Below are 19,449 nucleotides of genomic sequence, written 5' to 3' on the forward strand. Positions count from 1 at the left end.
GTTCCTCTCCCCTTTCTTACTGTACTACCGCTTGTTTATGGTCTTTGGCAGGCGTTTGGTGAACCTTTGTATTGGCTTCAAAAGCATACATAATTGCGTCTTCTTCTGATAAACCCGCCGCTTTTTGTTCTTCGATGCTGAGGAGCATTTGTTTATAGTTTTTCGGAATGACTTTGATAAAGGTTTCTGCGGCTTTTTCCCAATTGTCCAGGAGATCTGCGGCTTTTTTGCTGTTTGTCAGCGCCGCGTGCCGTTTGACCATTTCTTGCACTTCTTTGATCTCAGCCTCATCCGTCAGCTTCTCAAATGAAATCATTTCCATGTTGCATTTGCGTTTAAATGCTTTGGCATCATCACTCAGGACGTATGCGATACCGCCTGACATTCCCGCCCCGAAGTTTTTGCCGACTTCCCCGAGGACGACAACCCGGCCGCCTGTCATGTATTCACAGCCGTGGTCTCCGATACCTTCTACAACGACATTGACTCCGCTGTTACGGACTGCAAAACGTTCACCGGCGCGCCCGTTAATGTACGCTTCCCCGCTTGTTGCTCCGTAAAATGCGACGTTCCCGATAATAACGTTATCGTGTGTTTCACAATTGAAGGCATCAGGCGCTTTCACGATGATTTTTCCGCCTGAAAGCCCTTTGCCTACGTAGTCATTTGAATCCCCGTTCAAATGAAGCGTCATCCCCTTAGGGACAAATGCTCCGAAACTCTGTCCGGCTGATCCGGTAAAATGAAGTCTGATCGTATCATCCGGCAGGCCTTCCGCTCCGTAGCGTTTAGAAATTTCACTTCCCGTCACGGTTCCGGCTACGCGATTTGTATTATTGATCTTGATTTCAGCTTCCGCTTCCTGACCGGCTTCAATTGCAGCCTGCACCGCCGGAAGAATAACCGTCATATCAAGCGACTCGTCGATTTTATGGTTTTGCGCCGTACGGAAAGTACGTACGCCTTCAGGCTGGTACAGCAGTGTGGATAAATCAAGCTGGCCCGCTTTCCAATGCGCTTTCGCACGTTCACTGACATGAAGAACGTCTGTCCGTCCGATCATTTCATCAAGCGTCTTAAAGCCTAATTGCGCCATATATTCACGCACTTCTTCTGCGACAAACAGCATGTAATTTACGATATGGTCAGGATCGCCCATGAATTTCTTGCGGAGCTCCGGATTTTGCGTCGCGACACCTACAGGACATGTATCTAAATGGCAGGCGCGCATCATGACACAGCCGAGAACGACAAGCGGCGCTGTAGCAAAGCCGAATTCCTCCGCACCGAGCAAGGCGGCCATCACGACATCTCGGCCTGTCATCAGCTTACCGTCCGTTTCCAATACCACGCGATCCCGTAAACCGTTCAGCATCAGCGTTTGGTGAGCCTCTGCAAGACCAAGCTCCCACGGAAGACCCGTATGTTTAATACTTGTTTTCGGCGACGCGCCCGTTCCGCCATCGTAGCCGCTGATGACGATGACATCCGCAGTGCCTTTTGCCACACCGGCCGCAATCGTTCCGACACCGGCTTTTGACACGAGCTTGACGCTGATTCGCGCGCTTCGATTTGCATTTTTCAAATCGTGAATCAGCTGCGCCAAATCTTCAATTGAATAAATATCATGGTGAGGAGGCGGTGAGATCAGCCCTACACCTGGTGTAGAACCGCGGACATCCGCGACCCAAGGATATACTTTGTTGCCCGGAAGCTGACCGCCTTCTCCCGGCTTCGCCCCTTGCGCCATTTTGATCTGCAATTCATCCGCATTGACGAGATAATGGCTCTTTACGCCGAAACGGCCGGAAGCGATCTGTTTAATCGCACTTCTTCTGTCGTCACCATTTTCATCCGGAACGAAACGTTTCGGGTCCTCGCCGCCTTCTCCGCTGTTGCTTTTTCCGCCAAGCCTGTTCATCGCTATCGCTAAAGCCTCATGGGCTTCCTTGCTTAATGAACCGAATGACATCGCTCCTGTTTTAAAACGTTTCACAATGGACGCAGCTGATTCAACTTCCTCTAATTTTAAAGGCTTGCGGTCTTCTTTGAAGGCGAACAGATTGCGTAAAAATCCGATTCGTTCTTCATCCGCTGCATGAGAATACTGCTTAAACAGGCCGTAATCATTTTTGCGGCACGCCCATTGCAGAGTATGGATGGTTTTCGGATTGAAAGCGTGGTGCTCTCCCCCGTTCCGCCATTGGAATTCACTTCCCGGATCAAGGGTTTGGCTGTAATCATCCTTGTACGCCGCTTGGTGGCGCTTCTTCGCTTCTTGCGCAATCGTTTCGATATCGATTCCGCCAAGCTGAGATGCAGTACCGGTAAAGTATTTGGCGATAACGTCTTCACCGATGCCGACCGCTTCAAAAATTTGGGCGCCCCTGTAACTTTGCACAGTTGAAATTCCCATTTTTGACATTACTTTCACGACGCCTTCTGTTACGCTCTTTCCGTATTTGCTGACAGCTTCTTCATACGGAATATCAAGCCGGCCTTCATCGATTTCCTGCTTATACGTAGCGTAAGTCAAATACGGATTGACAGCATCGGCACCATATCCGATGAGAGCCGCAAAGTGATGAACTTCACGCGCTTCCCCGGATTCAACGATAATGCTTGCTTTTGTTCGCAGACCTTGGCGGATCAAATGCTGATGCAGCGCACTGACGGCCAAAAGCGGCGGAATCGGCGTCAACTCTTTACTCATTGCCCTGTCAGATAAAATTAACAGAGATACACCTTCCTTGATCGCTTTTTCCGCCTGCTGAAACAAATCCTTCAGGCCTTTTTCCAGGTCATCGGAAAACAGCGTGCGGATGTTCTGGCTCTTAATGTCAGGGTGCACAAGTGTTTTCAGCGCATAAAACTGTTCGTTTGATAATACAGGAGTATACAATTTTATGCGGCGTGCATTTCTTTCACTCGGATGCAGCAGATCGCCTTCAGCTCCGAGCCATGTCACCGTGGAGGTCACAAGCTGCTCGCGGATCGCGTCAATCGGCGGGTTTGTGACTTGGGCAAACAGCTGTTTAAAGTAATGAAACAGTGATTGGGCGCGATCGGATAAAACGGCGAGCGGCGAATCATTTCCCATAGAGCCGAGCGGGTCCTTGCCTTCTTTAATAACAGGAATTAAATACTTCTGAATATCTTCATACGTATAGCCAAACGCTTTTTGACGGACGAGAAGATCATCGAATTGTTCCTCTTCCCGGGTTTCCGGGTCAGGATTCACTTGAACCAATTCTTCTTCAAGCCATTTTTGATAAGGGAATTCATTGGCAATTTCTGTTTTCACTTCTTCATCTGAAATAATCCGGCCTTCCTCTAAGTCAATGAGCAGCATTTTTCCGGGCTCCAGACGTTTTTTATGAAGAATGTTCTCCTGCTCTACTTCAATAACGCCGACCTCAGATGAGAAAATAATATGGTCATCTTTTGTCACATAGTAACGTGCCGGACGCAGACCGTTACGGTCAAGGATGGCACCGATTTGTTTTCCGTCCGTAAACGAAATGGCGGTCGGCCCGTCCCACGGCTCCATTAAAGAGCTGTGATATTCATAAAAAGCCCGTTTCGCTTTAGACATGTGAGTGTTTTCTGTCCATGGTTCCGGAATCAGCATCATTGCCGTATGTGCCGGTTTCCGCCCCGCCATCACGAAAAATTCAAACGCATTATCAAGAATGGATGAGTCACTGCCCTCAGCATTTAAAATCGGCAGCACTTTGTGAAGATCGTCTCCGAAGCTTTCTGAAACGAACTGCTGCTCCCTCGCTCTCATCCAATTGATGTTGCCCCGGAGCGTATTGATTTCTCCGTTATGAATCAGATAGCGGTTCGGATGGGCACGTTCCCAAGTAGGAAAGGTATTTGTGCTGAATCTTGAATGCACGAGTGAAAATGCAGATACGAAGGTTTCATCCTGCAAATCCAAATAAAAAGCGTCAACCTGCTCAGGCGTTAACAACCCTTTATAAACAATAGTCTGGCTTGACAAGCTTGCGAAGTAAAAATCAAGCTGTTCTTGAACGCCCCAATTTTCCGCCTGCTTCCGGATGACATACAGTTTGCGTTCAAAAGCAAGGCTGTCTTTCAAATCGTTTGCGGCGCCGATGAATACTTGACGCACATACGGGCAAGTACTTTGTGCCACTGTTCCGATTTTTCCGACATTTACAGGGACGGTTCTCCAGCCGAGAACGATCTGTCCTTCCTGCTCAATGAATGCATTCACCTGTTTTTCGATCTTTTTTCTTTCCTCTTCATTTTGCGAGAAAAAGACCATTCCTACCCCGTAACGGCCTTTTTCCGGCAGTCTCATTTCTCCGCACTCTTTCTTAAAAAAAGCATCAGGGATCTGAACCATCAGGCCGGCGCCGTCACCCGTATTCGGATCACTGCCCTGTCCTCCTCTGTGATCCAGCTGGCAAAGCATCTTCAGTCCTTTTTTGACAATGTCATGTGAAGGTTTCCCTTTTAAATGGGCATACAAGCCGATTCCGCATGCATCGTGCTCAAATTCCGGACGGTAGAGACCTTGTGCTTTCGGCATTTGATTGTAAGTCATAATTCCTCTCCCCCGATCAGTTTCCGTTAATTATCGGTCATAAAATCTGACAACTTTAAATTAATTGTAAGTTTTCAAAACAATATAAACAATATATAATTTAGATCAAATACATCTCAAAATGAGATAGATGGGTGTGAACGCAATGGAATTACGCCAGCTTCGGTATTTTATGGAGGTAGCAGAACGGGAACATGTGTCAGAAGCGGCTGATCATCTGCATGTCGCACAATCCGCCATCAGCAGGCAGATTGCAAATCTTGAAGAAGAGCTGAAAGTCACTTTATTTGAACGGGAAGGCAGAAATATTAAATTAACGCCGATCGGCAAGCAATTTTTAGAACATGTTAAAACGGCGATGAAAGCAATTGATTACGCGAAGGAACAAATTGATGAATATCTTGATCCGAATCGCGGAACCGTCAAAATAGGATTTCCGACGAGCCTTGCAAGCCAGCTTTTGCCGACGGTGATTTCGGCATTTAAAGAGGAATACCCGAACGTTGAGTTTTTGCTCCGCCAGGGGTCTTATAAGTTTTTAATTGAAGCCGTAAGAAACAGGGATATAGATGCGGCGCTGCTCGGCCCCGTTCCGACGGAATTCCCCGACATAACAGGCCATATCTTATTCACGGAAAAGATTTACGCGCTTGTTCCGCTGCATCATCCGCTTGCCAAACAGAAAAATATTCATTTAATTGATCTGCGCGGCGACCAATTCGTTTTATTTCCTGAAGGGTTTATTCTCCGAAACATGGCGATTGACGCTTGCAGACAGGCCGGCTTTGCGCCGCTTGTATCGACGGAGGGCGAGGATTTAGATGCCATTAAAGGATTAGTCTCCGCGGGGATGGGAGTGACTTTATTACCTGAAAGCACCTTTGCAGAAACCACACCCCGGTTCACGGTCAAAATTCCGATTGAATTTCCTCAAGTGAAGCGCACCGTAGGCATTATTAAACCAAAAGGAAGGGAACTGGCTCCGTCTGCAAATGATTTCTATCATTTTGTCATTCAATTTTTCTCCAAACTTGAACAATATCAATAAAAAACAAACCCGAGCTTCAAAACGAAGCCTCGGGCTTTTTCATATTTTTATAGATCTTTCTCAGCCGATCGGAATGGATAGTTCAACGTGGCAGACAAATGCTTCCGGATCAATGACTGATTGATCGCCCTGTTTATGCGGCGTTTCTTTAAATGTCTTCAGCTGGGCTGAGGAATAGTTGACGATGCCGAGTCCGAGCTCTTCTCCCTGCTGATCAAGCAGCCTGACAACCGCTCCGCTGCTGAATCTGCCCTTAATCTGCTCGATGTCCTGCGGTGACAGCTCCATATTTCCGTTCGCGACATCGCGGCTGCTTTCTTTTTCCATCACAATTTCACCTTCGGGGCCGGAATTAAATGCAAGCCATTGTTCTTTGTGGTTTAACGGCAGGGTTCCTTCCGCTTCAAAATAAGTTCCTTCAGCAGCCTCATCTACCGCTTGAAGCAGAATGTCCGGAATGTTAGCCTGCCCGAGAAAGCCTTTAATACCGGAGGCCATCACAATTTTAAAAGCATCCAGTTTCGAACGCATTCCGCCTGTTCCCATCTCACTCCCGGCATCTCCCGCGCTCGCTTCTATTTCCGGGGTAATGTCACTTACATGTCTGATTCTTTTCGCCTTCGGGTTGCTGCGCGGATTATCATCATATAAACCGTCAATGTCTGATAAAATCACAAGCATGTCGGCATCAATTAAACCTGCCACCTTCGCTGCGAGTGTATCGTTATCTCCGAATTTCAGCCGGTTGACTGTGACCGTGTCATTTTCATTAATAATCGGAATAATGCCCCGTTCCAAAAGGACGTTCATCGTATTGCGGACATTATGGTAGCGGCATTCATCGGAAAAATCGCTTCTTGTAATTAATATTTGTGATGCGACATAACCGTGCGCTAAAAACAGCTTTGAATAAGCCTCCATTAATAATCCCTGCCCGATGGAAGCAGAAGCCTGTTTTTCAGGGAGGCTTTCCGGTTTCTGAATAAATCCGAGCTTCCGATAACCTGCCGCCACTGCGCCGGAAGATACTAAAATCACTTCATAGCCGCTGTCTTTCAGCTGTGCGATTTGATCCACCAATGCTTCCAGCTTTCTTCTGCTGATTTCCCCGTGCAGGCTCGTCAGTGAGCTGCTGCCGATTTTCACCGCGACTCTTTTGATCTTCGTCCGAGACGTCACTGTATCACTCCTGTTTTTTAACGATTATAGTGCTGCCGTTTTTTCAATTGTTTTGCTGATCTCAATAGAACGTTCGGTCGCGTGTTTAATGGCTTTGGCAATGGCTTCTCCGCCGCCTTCTGACCTGAGCGCATCGAGGCCGGCTTCCGTCGTGCCGTTTGGAGAGGTGATGTTTTCCCGAAGCACATCCGGTTTTTCACCCGTTTCCATCAGCATTTTAGCTGCGCCCAATAACGTTTGCGCGCCGATTTTGCGGGACAGCCGTTTGTCTAAGCCGGCTTCTTCACCTGCTTTTTCAATAAACTCCATTAAATAATAAAAGTACGCCGGTCCGCTGCCTGCGATGCCGGTGAAAATATCCATCTGATCTTCCTTGATCACGTATACTTCCCCGAGGCATTCCAAAAGGGATACCGCGGTTTTTGCTGAACCGTAAGAGACATGGTCTCCGAAAGCCGCAGCTGTTGCCGATTCGCCGATCATGCTGGATGTGTTCGGCATCACTCTTACAACCGGCTGACGGTCATGTAATGATTGTTGTATAAATGAGGTTGTTATGCCTGCCAGAACAGACAGGATGATTTGATGAGGTTGAATACGCCGTTTCAGCGTAGCAAGAGCGATTTCAGCATCCTTCGGTTTCATGGCTAAAATAAAGACATCAATGTCTTCGGTTTTCATGCTGTCAAAAGCAATGCCTTGAATTCCGTATTGATGTTCCAATTCAGCGAGTCGCTCTGTATTGCGGCGGTTTGTCACGCAGATGTTTTGGTTGGGAATTTTTTTTGCGCGGACCATGCCTGATATCATTCCTTCAGCCATTGATCCTGCTCCGATAAAAGCAACTTTCTTTTGATCTAAGATCGGTAACATCTCCCTTGTTCGTATTTTGTTCGTATTTTTCACACGTTTTTTATGTTACCACTTCAGGAGTCGATGTCAAGTTTGAAGGTTTTATTGATATGTATTGTTCCGAGCCTGTTATTATGTATAATGAATCACAAAACAAACCTTACAAACCTTTTGAGCCCGGGAGGCCGGGTGCGTTCCGGCCGGATTTAAAAATTATCTGAAATGGCTTTTTCTATCAGCTTTTTGCAGCGGTCAAGCTCTGTCTTCAGCTGTTTTTTGTAAAGCTTCGCAGCTTCATAGTCTTTAAATTGATAGAGAACGACTTCCTGGAGTTTGGCTCCCTCTTTTTTCACTTTCACTTGCTTTAAAATCCCGTCATCCAAAAGTTCGTGAAGTGAACGGTACACCTCGGTATGATTCGGCTTAAAACCGATGGGTTTAAATTCCGAACGCAGCACCTCGAGAAGCTTCAGTCCGTAAAGCCGTTCCTGCTCTGTCATTGTAATCATGTAAAGCTTTAAAAAAGCTCTTTGTTTCACTAAAAAACCGGTTGAACTTCTTTTTTCTTCTTTCAATATGTGCACACCCTTCCTTCTAACAAATTATTCCATGTACTAAATATTCTCTTTATATCTCGTTTTTCCTTTTTATCGTTCGGACAGTTTGATTTGTATTAATTTGTTTTTTGGAGAGCGGGGAAAAATAATTTTAATGAACATTTGGTACATAGTTTATTTAGTTTAATTATAACTGATATCGGTTTCTTTTTCACTCTTTTTTCTGCAAAAACGGATCTTTATGCCTATTTATTCGGGTTGCGGAAACAAAAAAAGACCCGTCACGAAGACAGGTCCCCTTTTGTTTAAGGATTAGTTGACCACAAACCGGCAGTTTTGATGAAAATGCGCGGATGTAATTTCAATTGAGCAACCATATATTCTGCAAGATCCTCAGGCTGCATGACTTTTTCCGGATTGCCGTCTGTCAGATTTAATTCAATAGACATGTCGCTGGCAACCGTGCTCGGCGTCATTGCGCTGACACGGATATTGTGTTTTCTGACTTCCTGCATGAGAGATTCAGTCAGACCGAGAACGGCAAATTTAGAAGCGCTGTACGCACTTGTCGCCGCGGCGCCTCTTTGGCCCGCCGTAGAAGAAATATTAATGATATCTCCTGATTTTCTCTCAATCATTTCAGGAAGAACGGCGCGTGTCACGTGGTATACACCCATTACATTAACTTGAATGATGTCTTCCCACTCTTCAGGCGTAAGATCCAAAAATCCGCCGAATTTGCTGATTCCGGCATTGTTAATCAAGATGTCAATCTCACCGAGTTCTTCTTTAATAGAGGAGACGGCTTGCTCAACCTCTTTTTGGTTTTTTACATCGGCAGCAGCGAATGATGCCTTTACACCAAGGGCTTTCACTTCTTCCGCAACCTTTTCGACATTTGCTTCTGTGCGGCCGATTAAACCGATATTGACTCCTTCTTTGGCTAAAGCGATAGCGGCGGCGCGGCCGATTCCTCTGCCCGCACCCGTGATAAGAGCCGTTTTGTTTTGTAAGCTTTCCACGTCTTTCACCCTTTCTGAATGTCCTTATGTACGATTTCACATTATAAGCAGAAAAAAAACAATTAGCAAATAAAATGATTCAACACGATCCCTAAAGGGTATCAACTGAAAAAAAGGAGTGAAAAGAAGATGATCATCATTTTGTATATCAGTGCTGCCGTTGCGGCTGCCGCATTAATTTATGCAGCCGTATCCGCCGTGCATTTTAAAAGAAACACAGCGCCTGATATAAAGAAGATTAACGCCGCGACAGCGTCCATGCAGACGGCCGTTGATGAAATCAAAACAGAAACCGATCTGTTATCGCAAAAGCAGAAAGAACTGCAGGAAGATTTTCTCACTAAAAAAACAGCCGTGCAAACGACGGCGGCCGAAGTTAAAGGAACGCCTCACGTCTTAAAAATGCTCTGGAACGCCGGTAAAAGTGATGTATGAGCCTGCATGTCATCCGACGTTTTTGATGACACTAAGAGAAACCGGCGGATTCAAGGAGGCATAACATGATTTGCGATCGTGAGCGGCTTGCGCGTTTTTTGCAGCAGCTTAAAGCACTATCATATTCGGGAGAATTTACAAAATCGGATTTGCTGACTCCGGCTTTCCATTTAGCCAAGGACGGAGATCTGGATTTGTATTATTCGCCTCATAATGAATATATTAACCCTCATGCAGTCGTTGCCATTTCCGGAATCACACCCGGTTTTTTTCAAATGCAGCTGGCTTACAAAAAAGCGGCACAGCTTTTAAAAGATGGCGAAACTCTTGAAACGATAGCGTATGAAACAAAAAAAGCGGCCGGACTTTCCGGTTCAATGAGACAGAACATCATCGAAATGCTTAATGAATGCGGTCTGCCGGCCGCGCTTCACGTTGAGGATTCATCCCGGTTATTTGATTCAAAACGGGAGCTTCTTCATACAACGTCCGTTATCAAACACCCTGTTTTTTATAAACAGAAAAACTATACGGGACATCGGCCGGCAATCAGCAGATCAGCTCTTCTCAGCCGTTACGCGCTGAGATGTTTTCCGGATGAAATAGAAATGATAGAAAAGGACATTCTGCTTATCCCTCTCGGTAAAGCAGCAGAATCAGCCTGCCGCATGCTGAAGAAGAACGGCAGAATGGGTCATGCGGTCATTCTGGAAGGCTTCCCGCATCCGTCCGGAGCAAACGGACATCGTTTCAAACAATTTCACGAAAACAAACAATCGTTACGTGAACAAATTCAGCGCTTTGCCGGGTTTCTTCAGCAGCTGTAAAAAACGCCCCGAATTTTCGGGGCGCTGCTGTTAAGAAGCGTATTCAGGCAATGCTTTATTGTGTTTTGCCGTTTTCTCTTCAGGTATTTTGATTTGATTTGTCAAGATTGCACTTACGAAATAGAGCGCTGCGAAAATCCATACAACGCCTTGTGCGCCGACAAGTCCGATGAACGCCCAGGCAAGCGCGGGGCCGACAAATGCCGACAGTCCCGCAGCCAGATTTAACACAGACATGGCAGCACCTTTATCGCTGCCGGCCGCCGTCGGCACGATAGCCCCGACCGGAACGAACCCGGCGAGGAGCCCTCCCCATATAAAACCGACAATGCTGACGAAAAGCAAGTTCCCATGTGATACAACAGGTGCATAATATAATAAAAGAGTAAAAATGCCGCAGCCCACTCCCCCGAACCACATGACAGTCTTTTTCCAGCCGAAGGCATCGCCGACTGCGCCGAAGATTAAGTTAAAGACGATATTTCCGAGAAAGATCGTTCCCCAAATTTGAAGCCATACATTTGTAGAAATGCCGTGCTGCGCCATATGCATCGGGAGGAATACCGGAAATCCGTATGTTCCGATGCTGTTAATGATCCGAATGATCCCCCCAGAGAGCACGCGCGGATTTACAGCAAGGATGGTGATTCCCTTCATTAATTCCTGCGCCTTTTCCCGCTTATCTGCCTTTTTCTTTTCAAAGCGGTCCCTATTTAAAATCAAAGCAAAAAACGCGCCGAGGCAGACCCAGAAAATTGAACTCCACAGTGTATTCAAATAGCCGAAGGATTTGATGGCCCAGCTTGAATACCAAGCACCGAATACAAACATCCCGCAGCAATATGCAATCCAGAACCAGCCGACCGCCGTACTGAGCCTGTTTTTCGGCGACCGGTAAATCACCCATGTCAAAAATGAATAGGCAAACAGCGGATAACCCAGCCCTTTAATAAAATACGTGACATACATCACCGGCAAATTAAGATTTTCAAATCCGTATGCGATAAACGCGGCTGTTCCGATCACGTAAAACAACAGCCCCATAAACATCGTCCGCTTTGCGCCGAAGGCTTCGAGGCAGACCCCTGAAAACCAAGACGCCACAGCGAGAGAAATACCGTAAACCGTAAACAGGGATGCTGATTGCTGTACCGTCAAGCCGTTTTCAACTAAAAACGGGCTGAGCCAGCCTTGTTCAAGGCCGTCCCCCATCATAAACAGCACGACCCCCAAAAATCCCCAGGCGAGCTGTTTCGGAATTCCTATTTTATTAAGCATTTTTGTTCCTCCTCAGCAATCTTTCATGTTGTCATCTCATCCCCAAGTCAGGCTTTCACCGCCGGCTGAAAATGAGTAAATAATTCTTGCGTATGTTTCCATTCTTCATATAGGAAGAGATCCGTCTGATCCGCTTCCGGCTCAATTACCTTTGTGCTGCTCGAAAGCTCTGCTTTCACACCGAGAGCTTCGTTGCAAATCATCGCCGCTCCCATTGCGGATGCCTGGCTGAACCCCTCTCTCTTATAGATTTTCTTTTGCAGAAGGTTAGCAAGAAACTGCGTCAAAGCATCACTTTGGAAACCGCCGCCGCACACCTTCACATAATCTTGTGAAAAGGAAGCCACCTCTGTTAACGCCTCATAGTTCCATTTGATTGAAAAAGCGATTTCCAGCAGTGCGGCTTTGCCAAAATGGGCTCTGCTTAAGTTTTGGGACAGCGGAGCGTCAAAAATAAATCCGCCTTTTGCCAGTGCGTTTTTCTCAGGCGATAAATAGGAGCCTAACGCAGAAATACAAGCATGATCGTGTTTCGGCAGACTTGCGATTTCCCGTTCCATGACGCCGTAGGATTCATTCGGATAAAAAATGGATTTTAATTTTTGATAATTGAGTCCTGTTACACCCGGATTCGTTTCAAGAAGCCATTGACCTTCTTCTGTATGGCAATTCAGCCATGCATTCTTTAAACTTTCGGTTCCGGTCTCCGCTGTTATCTTTGTAATCGGCGTCGTCGTGCCGGATACGATGACGATATCTCCCGGCTTTGCATCTGCACTTTTGATGGCAAGCTGTGTGTCTCCCCCGCCTGCAATCACAGGCACTCTTTCAGATAGACCGAGAACCGCCGCTTTCTTAAACGTTAACATTCCGACAACCGTCCCAGATCGGACGAGTGAAGGAAGAATGGCAGAAGGCAGACCGAAGATGTTGCATAATTTCTCTGACCACGCCTTTTTCCTTACGTCAAACAGCAGTGTTTCAGCAGCCTGTGACGGTTCATAGCTCAAAATGCCGCTCAGCTCAAATGTCACCCAGTCACTGATGCTTGTGATGTACTTCACTTCTTTCCATAAAGACGGCTGTCTAGCTTTTAATCCGACAAGTTTCATGGCGGAAAATAAAGCGCTCGGAAGACGTCCGGTTTGCTGATGCACTTCTTCTTTTGCCTCAATCCCGTCTTCCCATTCACGGCCTCTGTTATCAATGTTGGGCAGACCGAGAAATGCCTTTTTATCTTTATTGATCAGAACAATTCCCTGCCTCTGGCTTGTTGAGGTGATTCCGATTAATGTAATATGAGGGCTTTTGGCAATAACCTTCCTTGCCATAGCACTGATTTGCGTCCATAGCCCTTCCGGTGAGAAATATCGTCCGTCCGGATAAAGCGGATCCGTCACATATTCAATGTCTTCCCTTTCAAGCGCGGTCACTTCACCGCCGGCTGTCACGACCGCGACTCGCGCATTCCCCGTTCCGATGTCAAATACAAGGTAGCCTTTTTGTTCAGCCATTACAGCCTCCTCCTTCCGTTTCAAGTTCTCTTTTGTTATAAAGTTCACGTATTGAACAGGTTTGATCTTGTTTCCATTTGAAAAGCGCTCCATTTAAAATCTTCACATGATGATCCTCCACTTCAAACGTTGCGCCCGCTAAATGGGGAGTCGCTAACACATTCGGCAAAGAGATCAATTCATAATCAGAAGATTCAGGCGGTTCGTGATAAAACACGTCAAGGATCGCTCCCTTAATCCGCCGTTCTTTCAGCACCCGCAGCAGCTCTTCCCTGTCTGTAACCGCCGCTCTTGACGTATTGACAAAAACAGCTTCCTGTTTCATCAATTGAAAGTGCCGGGCGCCGATAAGGCCGATGGTTTCTTCTGTGCGCGGCAAGTGAACGGAAACAATATCACTTTCAGAAAATACCCGTTCAATCGTCGTTTTTTCATACTCCCGGTTTTCATGACGGACAAATGGGTCATAGTAAAGCACCTTGCAGTCAAAAGCGGCCAATAGCCGGGCGATTCTCTGTCCGACAGCTCCGAAACCGATAATACCGACTGTTTTCCCCGTCAGCTCATTTCCTCTGAATTTGACGTAAGCCTGCAAATAATCACCATTCCACTTCCCGTCCTTCAGCCACTGATGGGAAGAATACGTATGACGCAAAAATGAAATCACATTTCCGATAAACATTTCAGCAACAGCCTGGGCATTGCGGGCCGGTGTAAAGAAAACGGGGATTTTTCTTTTAGTCGCCGCCGCAATATTCACATTAGACGGCATTCCTCGGCAGACACCGATAAAAGCGGTATCGGGCAATATGTCAATAACACGCTCAGACACCTCATCAAGTTCAGTAATAAGCCCCGACGCGTTTGTCTCTTGAATCATTCGGATCAATTCATCTTCCCGATAGGCCCGGCCGTGCTTCTTCCACGGCCGGTGCACAGTCCGGCCGAACAGCTCAGTCAGCTCCTTCAGCCCCTCGTCGTGATATGGTGCGGTAATTAAAACCGTCATGGTGCAAAACATCCTTTTCACATAAATTTTTTCATAAAAAAATCTCTTTCCCCAAAGAAGGAAAGAGATTCATATACCGTCTTTATGCGCTTGAAGCGCACAAATATGTATAGATCATCCTTTCCTATCTTTCAAGCATACGCTTGCTGGAATTGGCACAATAAATGTTGCCGAGGTTTCGTAGGGCCAGTCCCTCCACCTCTCTGGATAGAAAATAAAATGATGAAATTGTCAGGCTGTTTAAAAGAATAAACTCATCATAGAAAAGTCTTTCCGTGATGTCAACACTTTTTTCTGAATTGACGTTCGATTTTGAAATGTTATAATGCTTACAATATAAACAAAGAGGAGAAATGGGCTATGAATTCTGCTGCAACACAGCCGAACGGGGTATTTAAGTCGGTATGCTCACTAGACTGTCCCGATCAATGCGGCTTGCTTGTGACAAAAAAAGACGGAAAAATCGTTAACATTCAGGGAGACCCCGATCACCCGGTCACATCAGGGAATATTTGCAACAAAGTCAGACACATGGCTGAGCGTATTTATGATGAGAAGCGCGTAACCGTTCCGTTAAAACGGATCGGTAAAAAAGGTGAAGCCGCGTTTGCGCCTATTTCCTGGGAGGAAGCGATCAATACGATCAGTGCGCGCTGGAAAGAGCTTATTGCCGAAGAAGGAGAGGAAAGCATTCTTCCGTACAGCTTTTACGGCAATATGGGAAAACTGGCGGCAGAGGGAATGGACCGCCGTTTTTTCCATCGTCTCGGAGCGAGTCATCTCGAACGGACGATCTGCAGCAAAGCCGGTTCTGAAGGCTATAACTATACAATGGGTGAAGGAGCGGGTACTGATCCGGAGGAGACCATACATGCAAAGCTCTTTATTTTTTGGGGGATCAATGCCGTCAGCACGAATATGCATCAAGTCATGATTGCTCAAAAAGCCCGGAAAAAAGGAGCTAAAATTGTCGTTATCGATGTACATAAGAACCAAACCGGCCGGCTTGCCGATTGGTTTATTTCCATTCGCCCCGGCACAGATGCCGCACTCGCCCTCGGTATCATGCATGTCTTATTCGACGAAAACCTTCACGATGAAGCATTTCTCACAGAATACACCGAAGGCAGTGACGAATTAAAAGCGCATGTTAAACACTATGATCCGGAAACGGTTTCTGCTATTACAGGCGTTAAAGCCGACGATATCAGACGTCTTGCGAGAATGTACGGGGAAACCTCCCCTTCCCTTATCAGGATCGGAAACGGCATTCAGCACCATGACAACGGCGGAATGATCGTCCGCACCGTCGCCTGCCTTCCGGCTGTTACAGGACAGTGGCTCAACACCGGAGGAGGCGCAATCAAGCACAACAGCGCGGTATTAAACTATAACAGACAAGCGCTCCAGCGGCCTGATCTGCTTTACGGCAGGAAGCCGCGATCATTTAATATGAACAGGCTCGGAAGCGTTCTTTTAGAAACAAAACCGCCCGTACGCTCCCTGTTTATTTACGGTACGAATCCTGCAGTGGTTGCGCCGGAAGCGAATAAAGTCAGAAAAGGCCTGCTGCGGGAGGATTTATTTACAGTCGTTCACGATCTATTTTTAACGGAAACCGCCAAATATGCGGATATCGTGCTCCCTGCTGCATCCGCATTTGAAAACACAGATTTTTACACGTCTTACTGGCATCATTTTATTCAGCTGCAAAAACCGGTGATCGAACCCTACGGGGACAGCAAATCGAATACGGAAGTGTTCCGTTTGCTTGCCGGAGCAATGGGATTTACCGAGCAGGAGCTTCAGGATTCCGATGAAGAGTTGATCAGACAGGCGCTGGACTTTCCCGACAATCCGTATATCGAGGATATTGATTACGAAGCGCTCTCACGCCATTCCTTCATGAAAGCCAAACGGAAAAAACCGCTTTTTCCGGGAAAGCTCAAGACACCGAGCGGAAGAATTGAATTATATTCGGAAAAGATGAAACAGGACGGTTATCCGGCGCTGCCGACACACATCCCTCTTGAGAGCGATGATGATTTTCCGCTTTTATTTGTCCCGGGACCGAATCATAATTTTTTAAATTCAACATTTTCGAATAATGAAAAACACGTAAAATTAGAAAAAGCGCCAAAGCTTTTTATTCATACAGAGGATGCTGTACGCCGGAACATAGAAGACGGGGAAACCGTTAGAGTTTGGAATCACCGCGGCGAGTGTGAATTAACAGCTTCGGTCGGCGAACAGGTGCTTCCCGGCGTTGCAGTCAGCCAAGGTCTTTGGGCCGATATGGATGATAAAAAACAGCTTGTCAACTCGCTCACGCCCGATCGGCTGGCGGATATGGGCGGAGGCGCTGTTTTCTTCTCCGGAAAGGTGCAGGTGGAAAAGCTCAGCAATAAACGCCGGGCGGTTTTGATGAAGGCTGAATCCTTTCAGCCGGCTTCACCGTATAAAAAGTGATAACGTTTATTGGAGGTTTGCTGTATGGATATCATTACCGGCATCGGAATCGCTTTAGCCGGATATTTCATCGGAGACGGATTGAAAAACTTTAAATCACCTGATCCTCATGAACACACTGACCACATTCTCATTAAAGAAAAAGATCTGCACTTCTATATTGGTTATTATTTAGGAGTTACGAAGGAAGAAGCAAAACAAATCGTGCCCGACACCTCTGACATTCCGCATATCACGAGAAACGGAAAGCGGTATGTGCAGAAGAATACATTAAGAGAATGGCTGACTTCTATGCTGGAAAAAGAATAACAGCTGCCATGAAAAGCGGGAAGAGTTTTTCTCTTCCCGTTCATCAAGATACGCCGCCCTGCCTCTCTTCAACCCCAAACATACGAAGGATATCGTTCTTACTTAACGAAACCTCCCCTTCTTTAGATTTCAAATAAAACCCTTTCTTATATAACCGTATGACTTCCTCATATGTAAGCTCATGACGAAGGAGCGCCATTAAACGCCCGTCTTTTTCATCCTGTTTATTGAACCATTCATACTGTTCTGACCAGTTCACTTTCTGCATGTCAAACACCTTCTCACTTTGGATTAATGCCCTTTTCGCATTTATTATACTTATTTCCCCTTTTGTAAACACTCCGACTGCCTGTGACATTTTTGAAAACAGCCGCACCCGCTACTATTAGTCACCACGTTGACTTATTTTCTATTTCGATGTATATTGTAATTGTCAACATGGTGACAATTCAGATAGGAGATACCTTATGGATATTAATTTACTAATGAAGGAACTGCATGTTATGCAACAAAGTTACGCATCATTATTTTCGGTTGTCAATAAAGTGCAGGCTCGGGGGGACGAATACTTAGAAATGCTGACTTCCCGACAGCACATGACTCTTATTGCTATTGCCCATTTACCGACGGAAGATACCACACTTATGAATATCGCTAAAAAGCTGGGCACAACAAAACAAACCGCTAACAAATTAATTTCAAGCCTCGCGAAAAAAGGATATGTTCACACTGTGCCAAGCAAACTGGATAAACGTGCAATCAATATTGAGATTACCGCTGAAGGAAAAAAAGCGTTAATTTCCTGTTCAGAAAAATCCACCTATTTTTTAGCGGATATGTTTCAAGACTTCACAACTGATGAAATTGAAACATTCTGGAGGCTATTGCAAAAACTTTATCGTTTTGATGGTGAAGAACAGGATGGTTTTGAAGAAAAAGCACATTTAAAAGTTGAAGATCAGGCACAATTCATCTCAGATGACTATGAAGAAAAAATCATGGCTGAATTTTCAAAACGGCGATATGGGGGTGCAGACGATGAATAATATGCTTTATCGAAAAGTAAAAGAAACAGAGGATAAGATGAAGGAAAAATGCTATGAGCTGAAAGATAAAATTGATCAATTTATTTCTCATGCTAAATATAAAATTCATTGCAAACGTAAACTGGACCGAGCCGGCAATTATATATCAATTGCCATCGGACTCTTTATCCTAACTGCCTCATGGCTGACCGCAACGCAATGGCTGCTTTGGATAGGCGCGGCGAGTATTTTGAGTAATGCCTGTTTGCTCATTATAAAGCCTGTTAAAAATTGAAAATCTGAAAAAAGCTCTCTAAAAGAGAGCTTTCTTTTATTAATCGTCCCAGTCTTCATCTTCTTCCCAGTCATCTTTCGCTTCCTGAATCTTATTATAAAAAAATTCGATAAAGCTTTCTGCAGCGATATCTTGATAGCCAATTATCCTATCCCATTCCACTACAGGGCATTCTCCGTCTTTCATTTTATTCGTATCTAGACAGTAAGCAAAAAAATCAACATCTTCTATGACAACAAGACCATCAGCAAGTCCATAATGTTGTTTATATTCTTTAGTTTTATCTGCAACTGACGCATGATCGAAGTTATAGCCTAAAACTAAAACCCCGAATAAACCACCAGCACCGTATTTTTCTAAGAACCATTTATAGCTAATAGGAAGTTCGCATTGGAGGATTTCTTCAATGCGAGTTATGTTTTCATGGCTTGCACCCTCTGTGAATATAGCATTTTGCTTGTTTTCATTAATAAAGTTTTCAACCTTTGAATAAATCATTTAATTTAAACACCTCAATTCTCATTCTCAAATTGTTTCGCTCTCCACTTCCAATATCTCTTTCGAAAGCTTTCATATTGTGCTTTTAAAACCTTATCATTTCTAAAACTTTCACCATCAGTCTTAAGCTTATGAATAACATCACTATATTTTGTATGTAAACTGTTTGGGATTTCAAGCATTGGGCCAGGTTCTTCTTGAATCAAGTGATGTAAATTAATCTGTGTGCCATCTTTTGCATAAGGAGCATTACCGTTTTTCATAAGCTGAAGATTTGTTACGCCAAATTCTGTTTTTTGGTTCATATCAATATCTTTCATAGTATACACTCTGCGGCTTATGTCTTTAACTTTTCCCTTTGCTTTTACCTTGCCCTTAACCTCAAAGGCACCATACTTTTCTTTATTTAACCAAGGAAGGTTTATTTCTTGACCAGTAAACGGCTTTCTCGTTCCATCCGGGATTTTCTTTGCATTGGTCAAAAGTTCATTTTTAAGGTTTTGGCTGTCAACCACATTGTATGGTACGTTATCGGCCAGAGCAAGATCATACTTAG

Annotated in this window: 18 protein-coding genes and 1 riboswitch; of the genes, 7 read left to right on the top strand and 11 right to left on the bottom strand. The window is 45.4% G+C overall.

The window, feature by feature from the left end; all coding sequences use genetic code 11:
• Nucleotides 1–16: 16 nt before the first annotated feature.
• Complete coding sequence (gene gltB, locus AR442_RS01485) at nt 17–4,576, bottom strand: glutamate synthase large subunit (RefSeq protein WP_053285512.1); 4,560 nt, start codon at nt 4,574–4,576, stop codon at nt 17–19.
• 145 nt (nt 4,577–4,721) lie between these two features.
• On the opposite strand from gltB, the gene gltC reads away from it, so the two are divergent.
• The gene (gltC, locus tag AR442_RS01490; RefSeq protein ID WP_014418086.1) at nt 4,722–5,624 is read left to right on the top strand and encodes a glutamate biosynthesis transcriptional regulator GltC; all 903 of its coding nucleotides are present in this window, start codon (nt 4,722–4,724) and stop codon (nt 5,622–5,624) included.
• A gap of 60 nt (nt 5,625–5,684) precedes the next feature.
• On the opposite strand, the gene proB is transcribed toward gltC, so the two are convergent.
• From proB to AR442_RS01510, 4 genes are all read right to left on the bottom strand, one after another.
• On the bottom strand, nt 5,685–6,803 hold the full coding sequence (gene proB, locus AR442_RS01495) for a glutamate 5-kinase (protein ID WP_029974622.1): 1,119 nt from the start codon (nt 6,801–6,803) through the stop codon (nt 5,685–5,687).
• Between the two features lie 24 nt (nt 6,804–6,827).
• Complete coding sequence (proC, locus tag AR442_RS01500) at nt 6,828–7,676, bottom strand: pyrroline-5-carboxylate reductase (protein ID WP_014418088.1); 849 nt, start codon at nt 7,674–7,676, stop codon at nt 6,828–6,830.
• Nucleotides 7,677–7,861: 185 nt separating this feature from the next.
• Nucleotides 7,862–8,230, bottom strand: a complete 369-nt coding sequence (rtp, locus tag AR442_RS01505) for a replication termination protein (protein WP_003153833.1) — start codon at nt 8,228–8,230, stop codon at nt 7,862–7,864.
• Between the two features lie 287 nt (nt 8,231–8,517).
• Nucleotides 8,518–9,234 carry a 3-ketoacyl-ACP reductase gene (locus tag AR442_RS01510; RefSeq protein WP_007407344.1) on the bottom strand — a complete coding sequence of 239 codons (717 nt, stop codon included), beginning with the start codon at nt 9,232–9,234 and terminating at the stop codon, nt 8,518–8,520.
• 129 nt (nt 9,235–9,363) lie between these two features.
• Between AR442_RS01510 and AR442_RS01515 the strand changes: the two genes are divergently transcribed.
• Nucleotides 9,364–9,669 carry a DUF948 domain-containing protein gene (locus AR442_RS01515; RefSeq protein ID WP_014418090.1) on the top strand — a complete coding sequence of 102 codons (306 nt, stop codon included), beginning with the start codon at nt 9,364–9,366 and terminating at the stop codon, nt 9,667–9,669.
• 65 nt (nt 9,670–9,734) lie between these two features.
• A complete protein-coding gene (locus AR442_RS01520; RefSeq protein WP_021494175.1) occupies nt 9,735–10,496 on the top strand; it encodes a hypothetical protein in 762 nt (253 codons plus the stop codon).
• Nucleotides 10,497–10,526: 30 nt separating this feature from the next.
• Here the strand turns inward: AR442_RS01520 and AR442_RS01525 are convergent, their stop codons facing one another.
• From AR442_RS01525 to AR442_RS01535, 3 genes are read right to left on the bottom strand one after another with little or no spacing between them, the layout of a single operon-like run.
• Nucleotides 10,527–11,774, bottom strand: coding sequence for an RbtT/DalT/CsbX family MFS transporter (locus AR442_RS01525; protein ID WP_025650370.1), 1,248 nt, complete (start codon nt 11,772–11,774; stop codon nt 10,527–10,529).
• 47 nt (nt 11,775–11,821) lie between these two features.
• Complete coding sequence (locus tag AR442_RS01530; RefSeq protein WP_053285511.1) at nt 11,822–13,288, bottom strand: FGGY-family carbohydrate kinase; 1,467 nt, start codon at nt 13,286–13,288, stop codon at nt 11,822–11,824.
• Nucleotides 13,281–14,297, bottom strand: coding sequence for a 2-hydroxyacid dehydrogenase (locus AR442_RS01535; RefSeq protein ID WP_029974615.1), 1,017 nt, complete (start codon nt 14,295–14,297; stop codon nt 13,281–13,283). Before AR442_RS01535 ends, AR442_RS01530 begins: the two co-directional genes overlap by 8 nt.
• A gap of 121 nt (nt 14,298–14,418) precedes the next feature.
• Nucleotides 14,419–14,511, bottom strand: a riboswitch (SAM riboswitch).
• Nucleotides 14,512–14,657: 146 nt separating this feature from the next.
• Between AR442_RS01535 and AR442_RS01540 the strand changes: the two genes are divergently transcribed.
• Complete coding sequence (locus AR442_RS01540) at nt 14,658–16,766, top strand: molybdopterin oxidoreductase family protein (RefSeq protein ID WP_021494179.1); 2,109 nt, start codon at nt 14,658–14,660, stop codon at nt 16,764–16,766.
• Nucleotides 16,767–16,790: 24 nt separating this feature from the next.
• The gene (locus AR442_RS01545) at nt 16,791–17,075 is read left to right on the top strand and encodes a hypothetical protein (RefSeq protein WP_014418096.1); all 285 of its coding nucleotides are present in this window, start codon (nt 16,791–16,793) and stop codon (nt 17,073–17,075) included.
• Nucleotides 17,076–17,118: 43 nt separating this feature from the next.
• Here AR442_RS01545 and AR442_RS01550 read toward each other — a convergent pair whose 3' ends face one another.
• Nucleotides 17,119–17,343, bottom strand: coding sequence for a hypothetical protein (locus AR442_RS01550; protein WP_031304185.1), 225 nt, complete (start codon nt 17,341–17,343; stop codon nt 17,119–17,121).
• A 199-nt stretch (nt 17,344–17,542) separates the two neighbouring features.
• On the opposite strand from AR442_RS01550, the gene AR442_RS01555 reads away from it, so the two are divergent.
• The gene (locus AR442_RS01555; RefSeq protein WP_014418098.1) at nt 17,543–18,121 is read left to right on the top strand and encodes a MarR family winged helix-turn-helix transcriptional regulator; all 579 of its coding nucleotides are present in this window, start codon (nt 17,543–17,545) and stop codon (nt 18,119–18,121) included.
• Nucleotides 18,114–18,395, top strand: a complete 282-nt coding sequence (locus AR442_RS01560; protein WP_017417952.1) for a hypothetical protein — start codon at nt 18,114–18,116, stop codon at nt 18,393–18,395. The genes AR442_RS01555 and AR442_RS01560 overlap by 8 nt, the downstream gene beginning before the upstream one ends.
• A gap of 39 nt (nt 18,396–18,434) precedes the next feature.
• On the opposite strand, the gene AR442_RS01565 is transcribed toward AR442_RS01560, so the two are convergent.
• Both AR442_RS01565 and AR442_RS01570 read right to left on the bottom strand, forming a co-directional pair.
• The gene (locus AR442_RS01565) at nt 18,435–18,893 is read right to left on the bottom strand and encodes an SMI1/KNR4 family protein (RefSeq protein ID WP_014418100.1); all 459 of its coding nucleotides are present in this window, start codon (nt 18,891–18,893) and stop codon (nt 18,435–18,437) included.
• Nucleotides 18,894–18,907: 14 nt separating this feature from the next.
• On the bottom strand, nt 18,908–19,449 hold a 542-nt coding region (locus tag AR442_RS01570; protein WP_192840833.1), incomplete at its 5' end, for an HNH/ENDO VII family nuclease.

It is taken from the genome of Bacillus velezensis (genome assembly GCF_001461825.1).
In the GTDB taxonomy this organism is placed as follows: domain Bacteria; phylum Bacillota; class Bacilli; order Bacillales; family Bacillaceae; genus Bacillus; species Bacillus velezensis.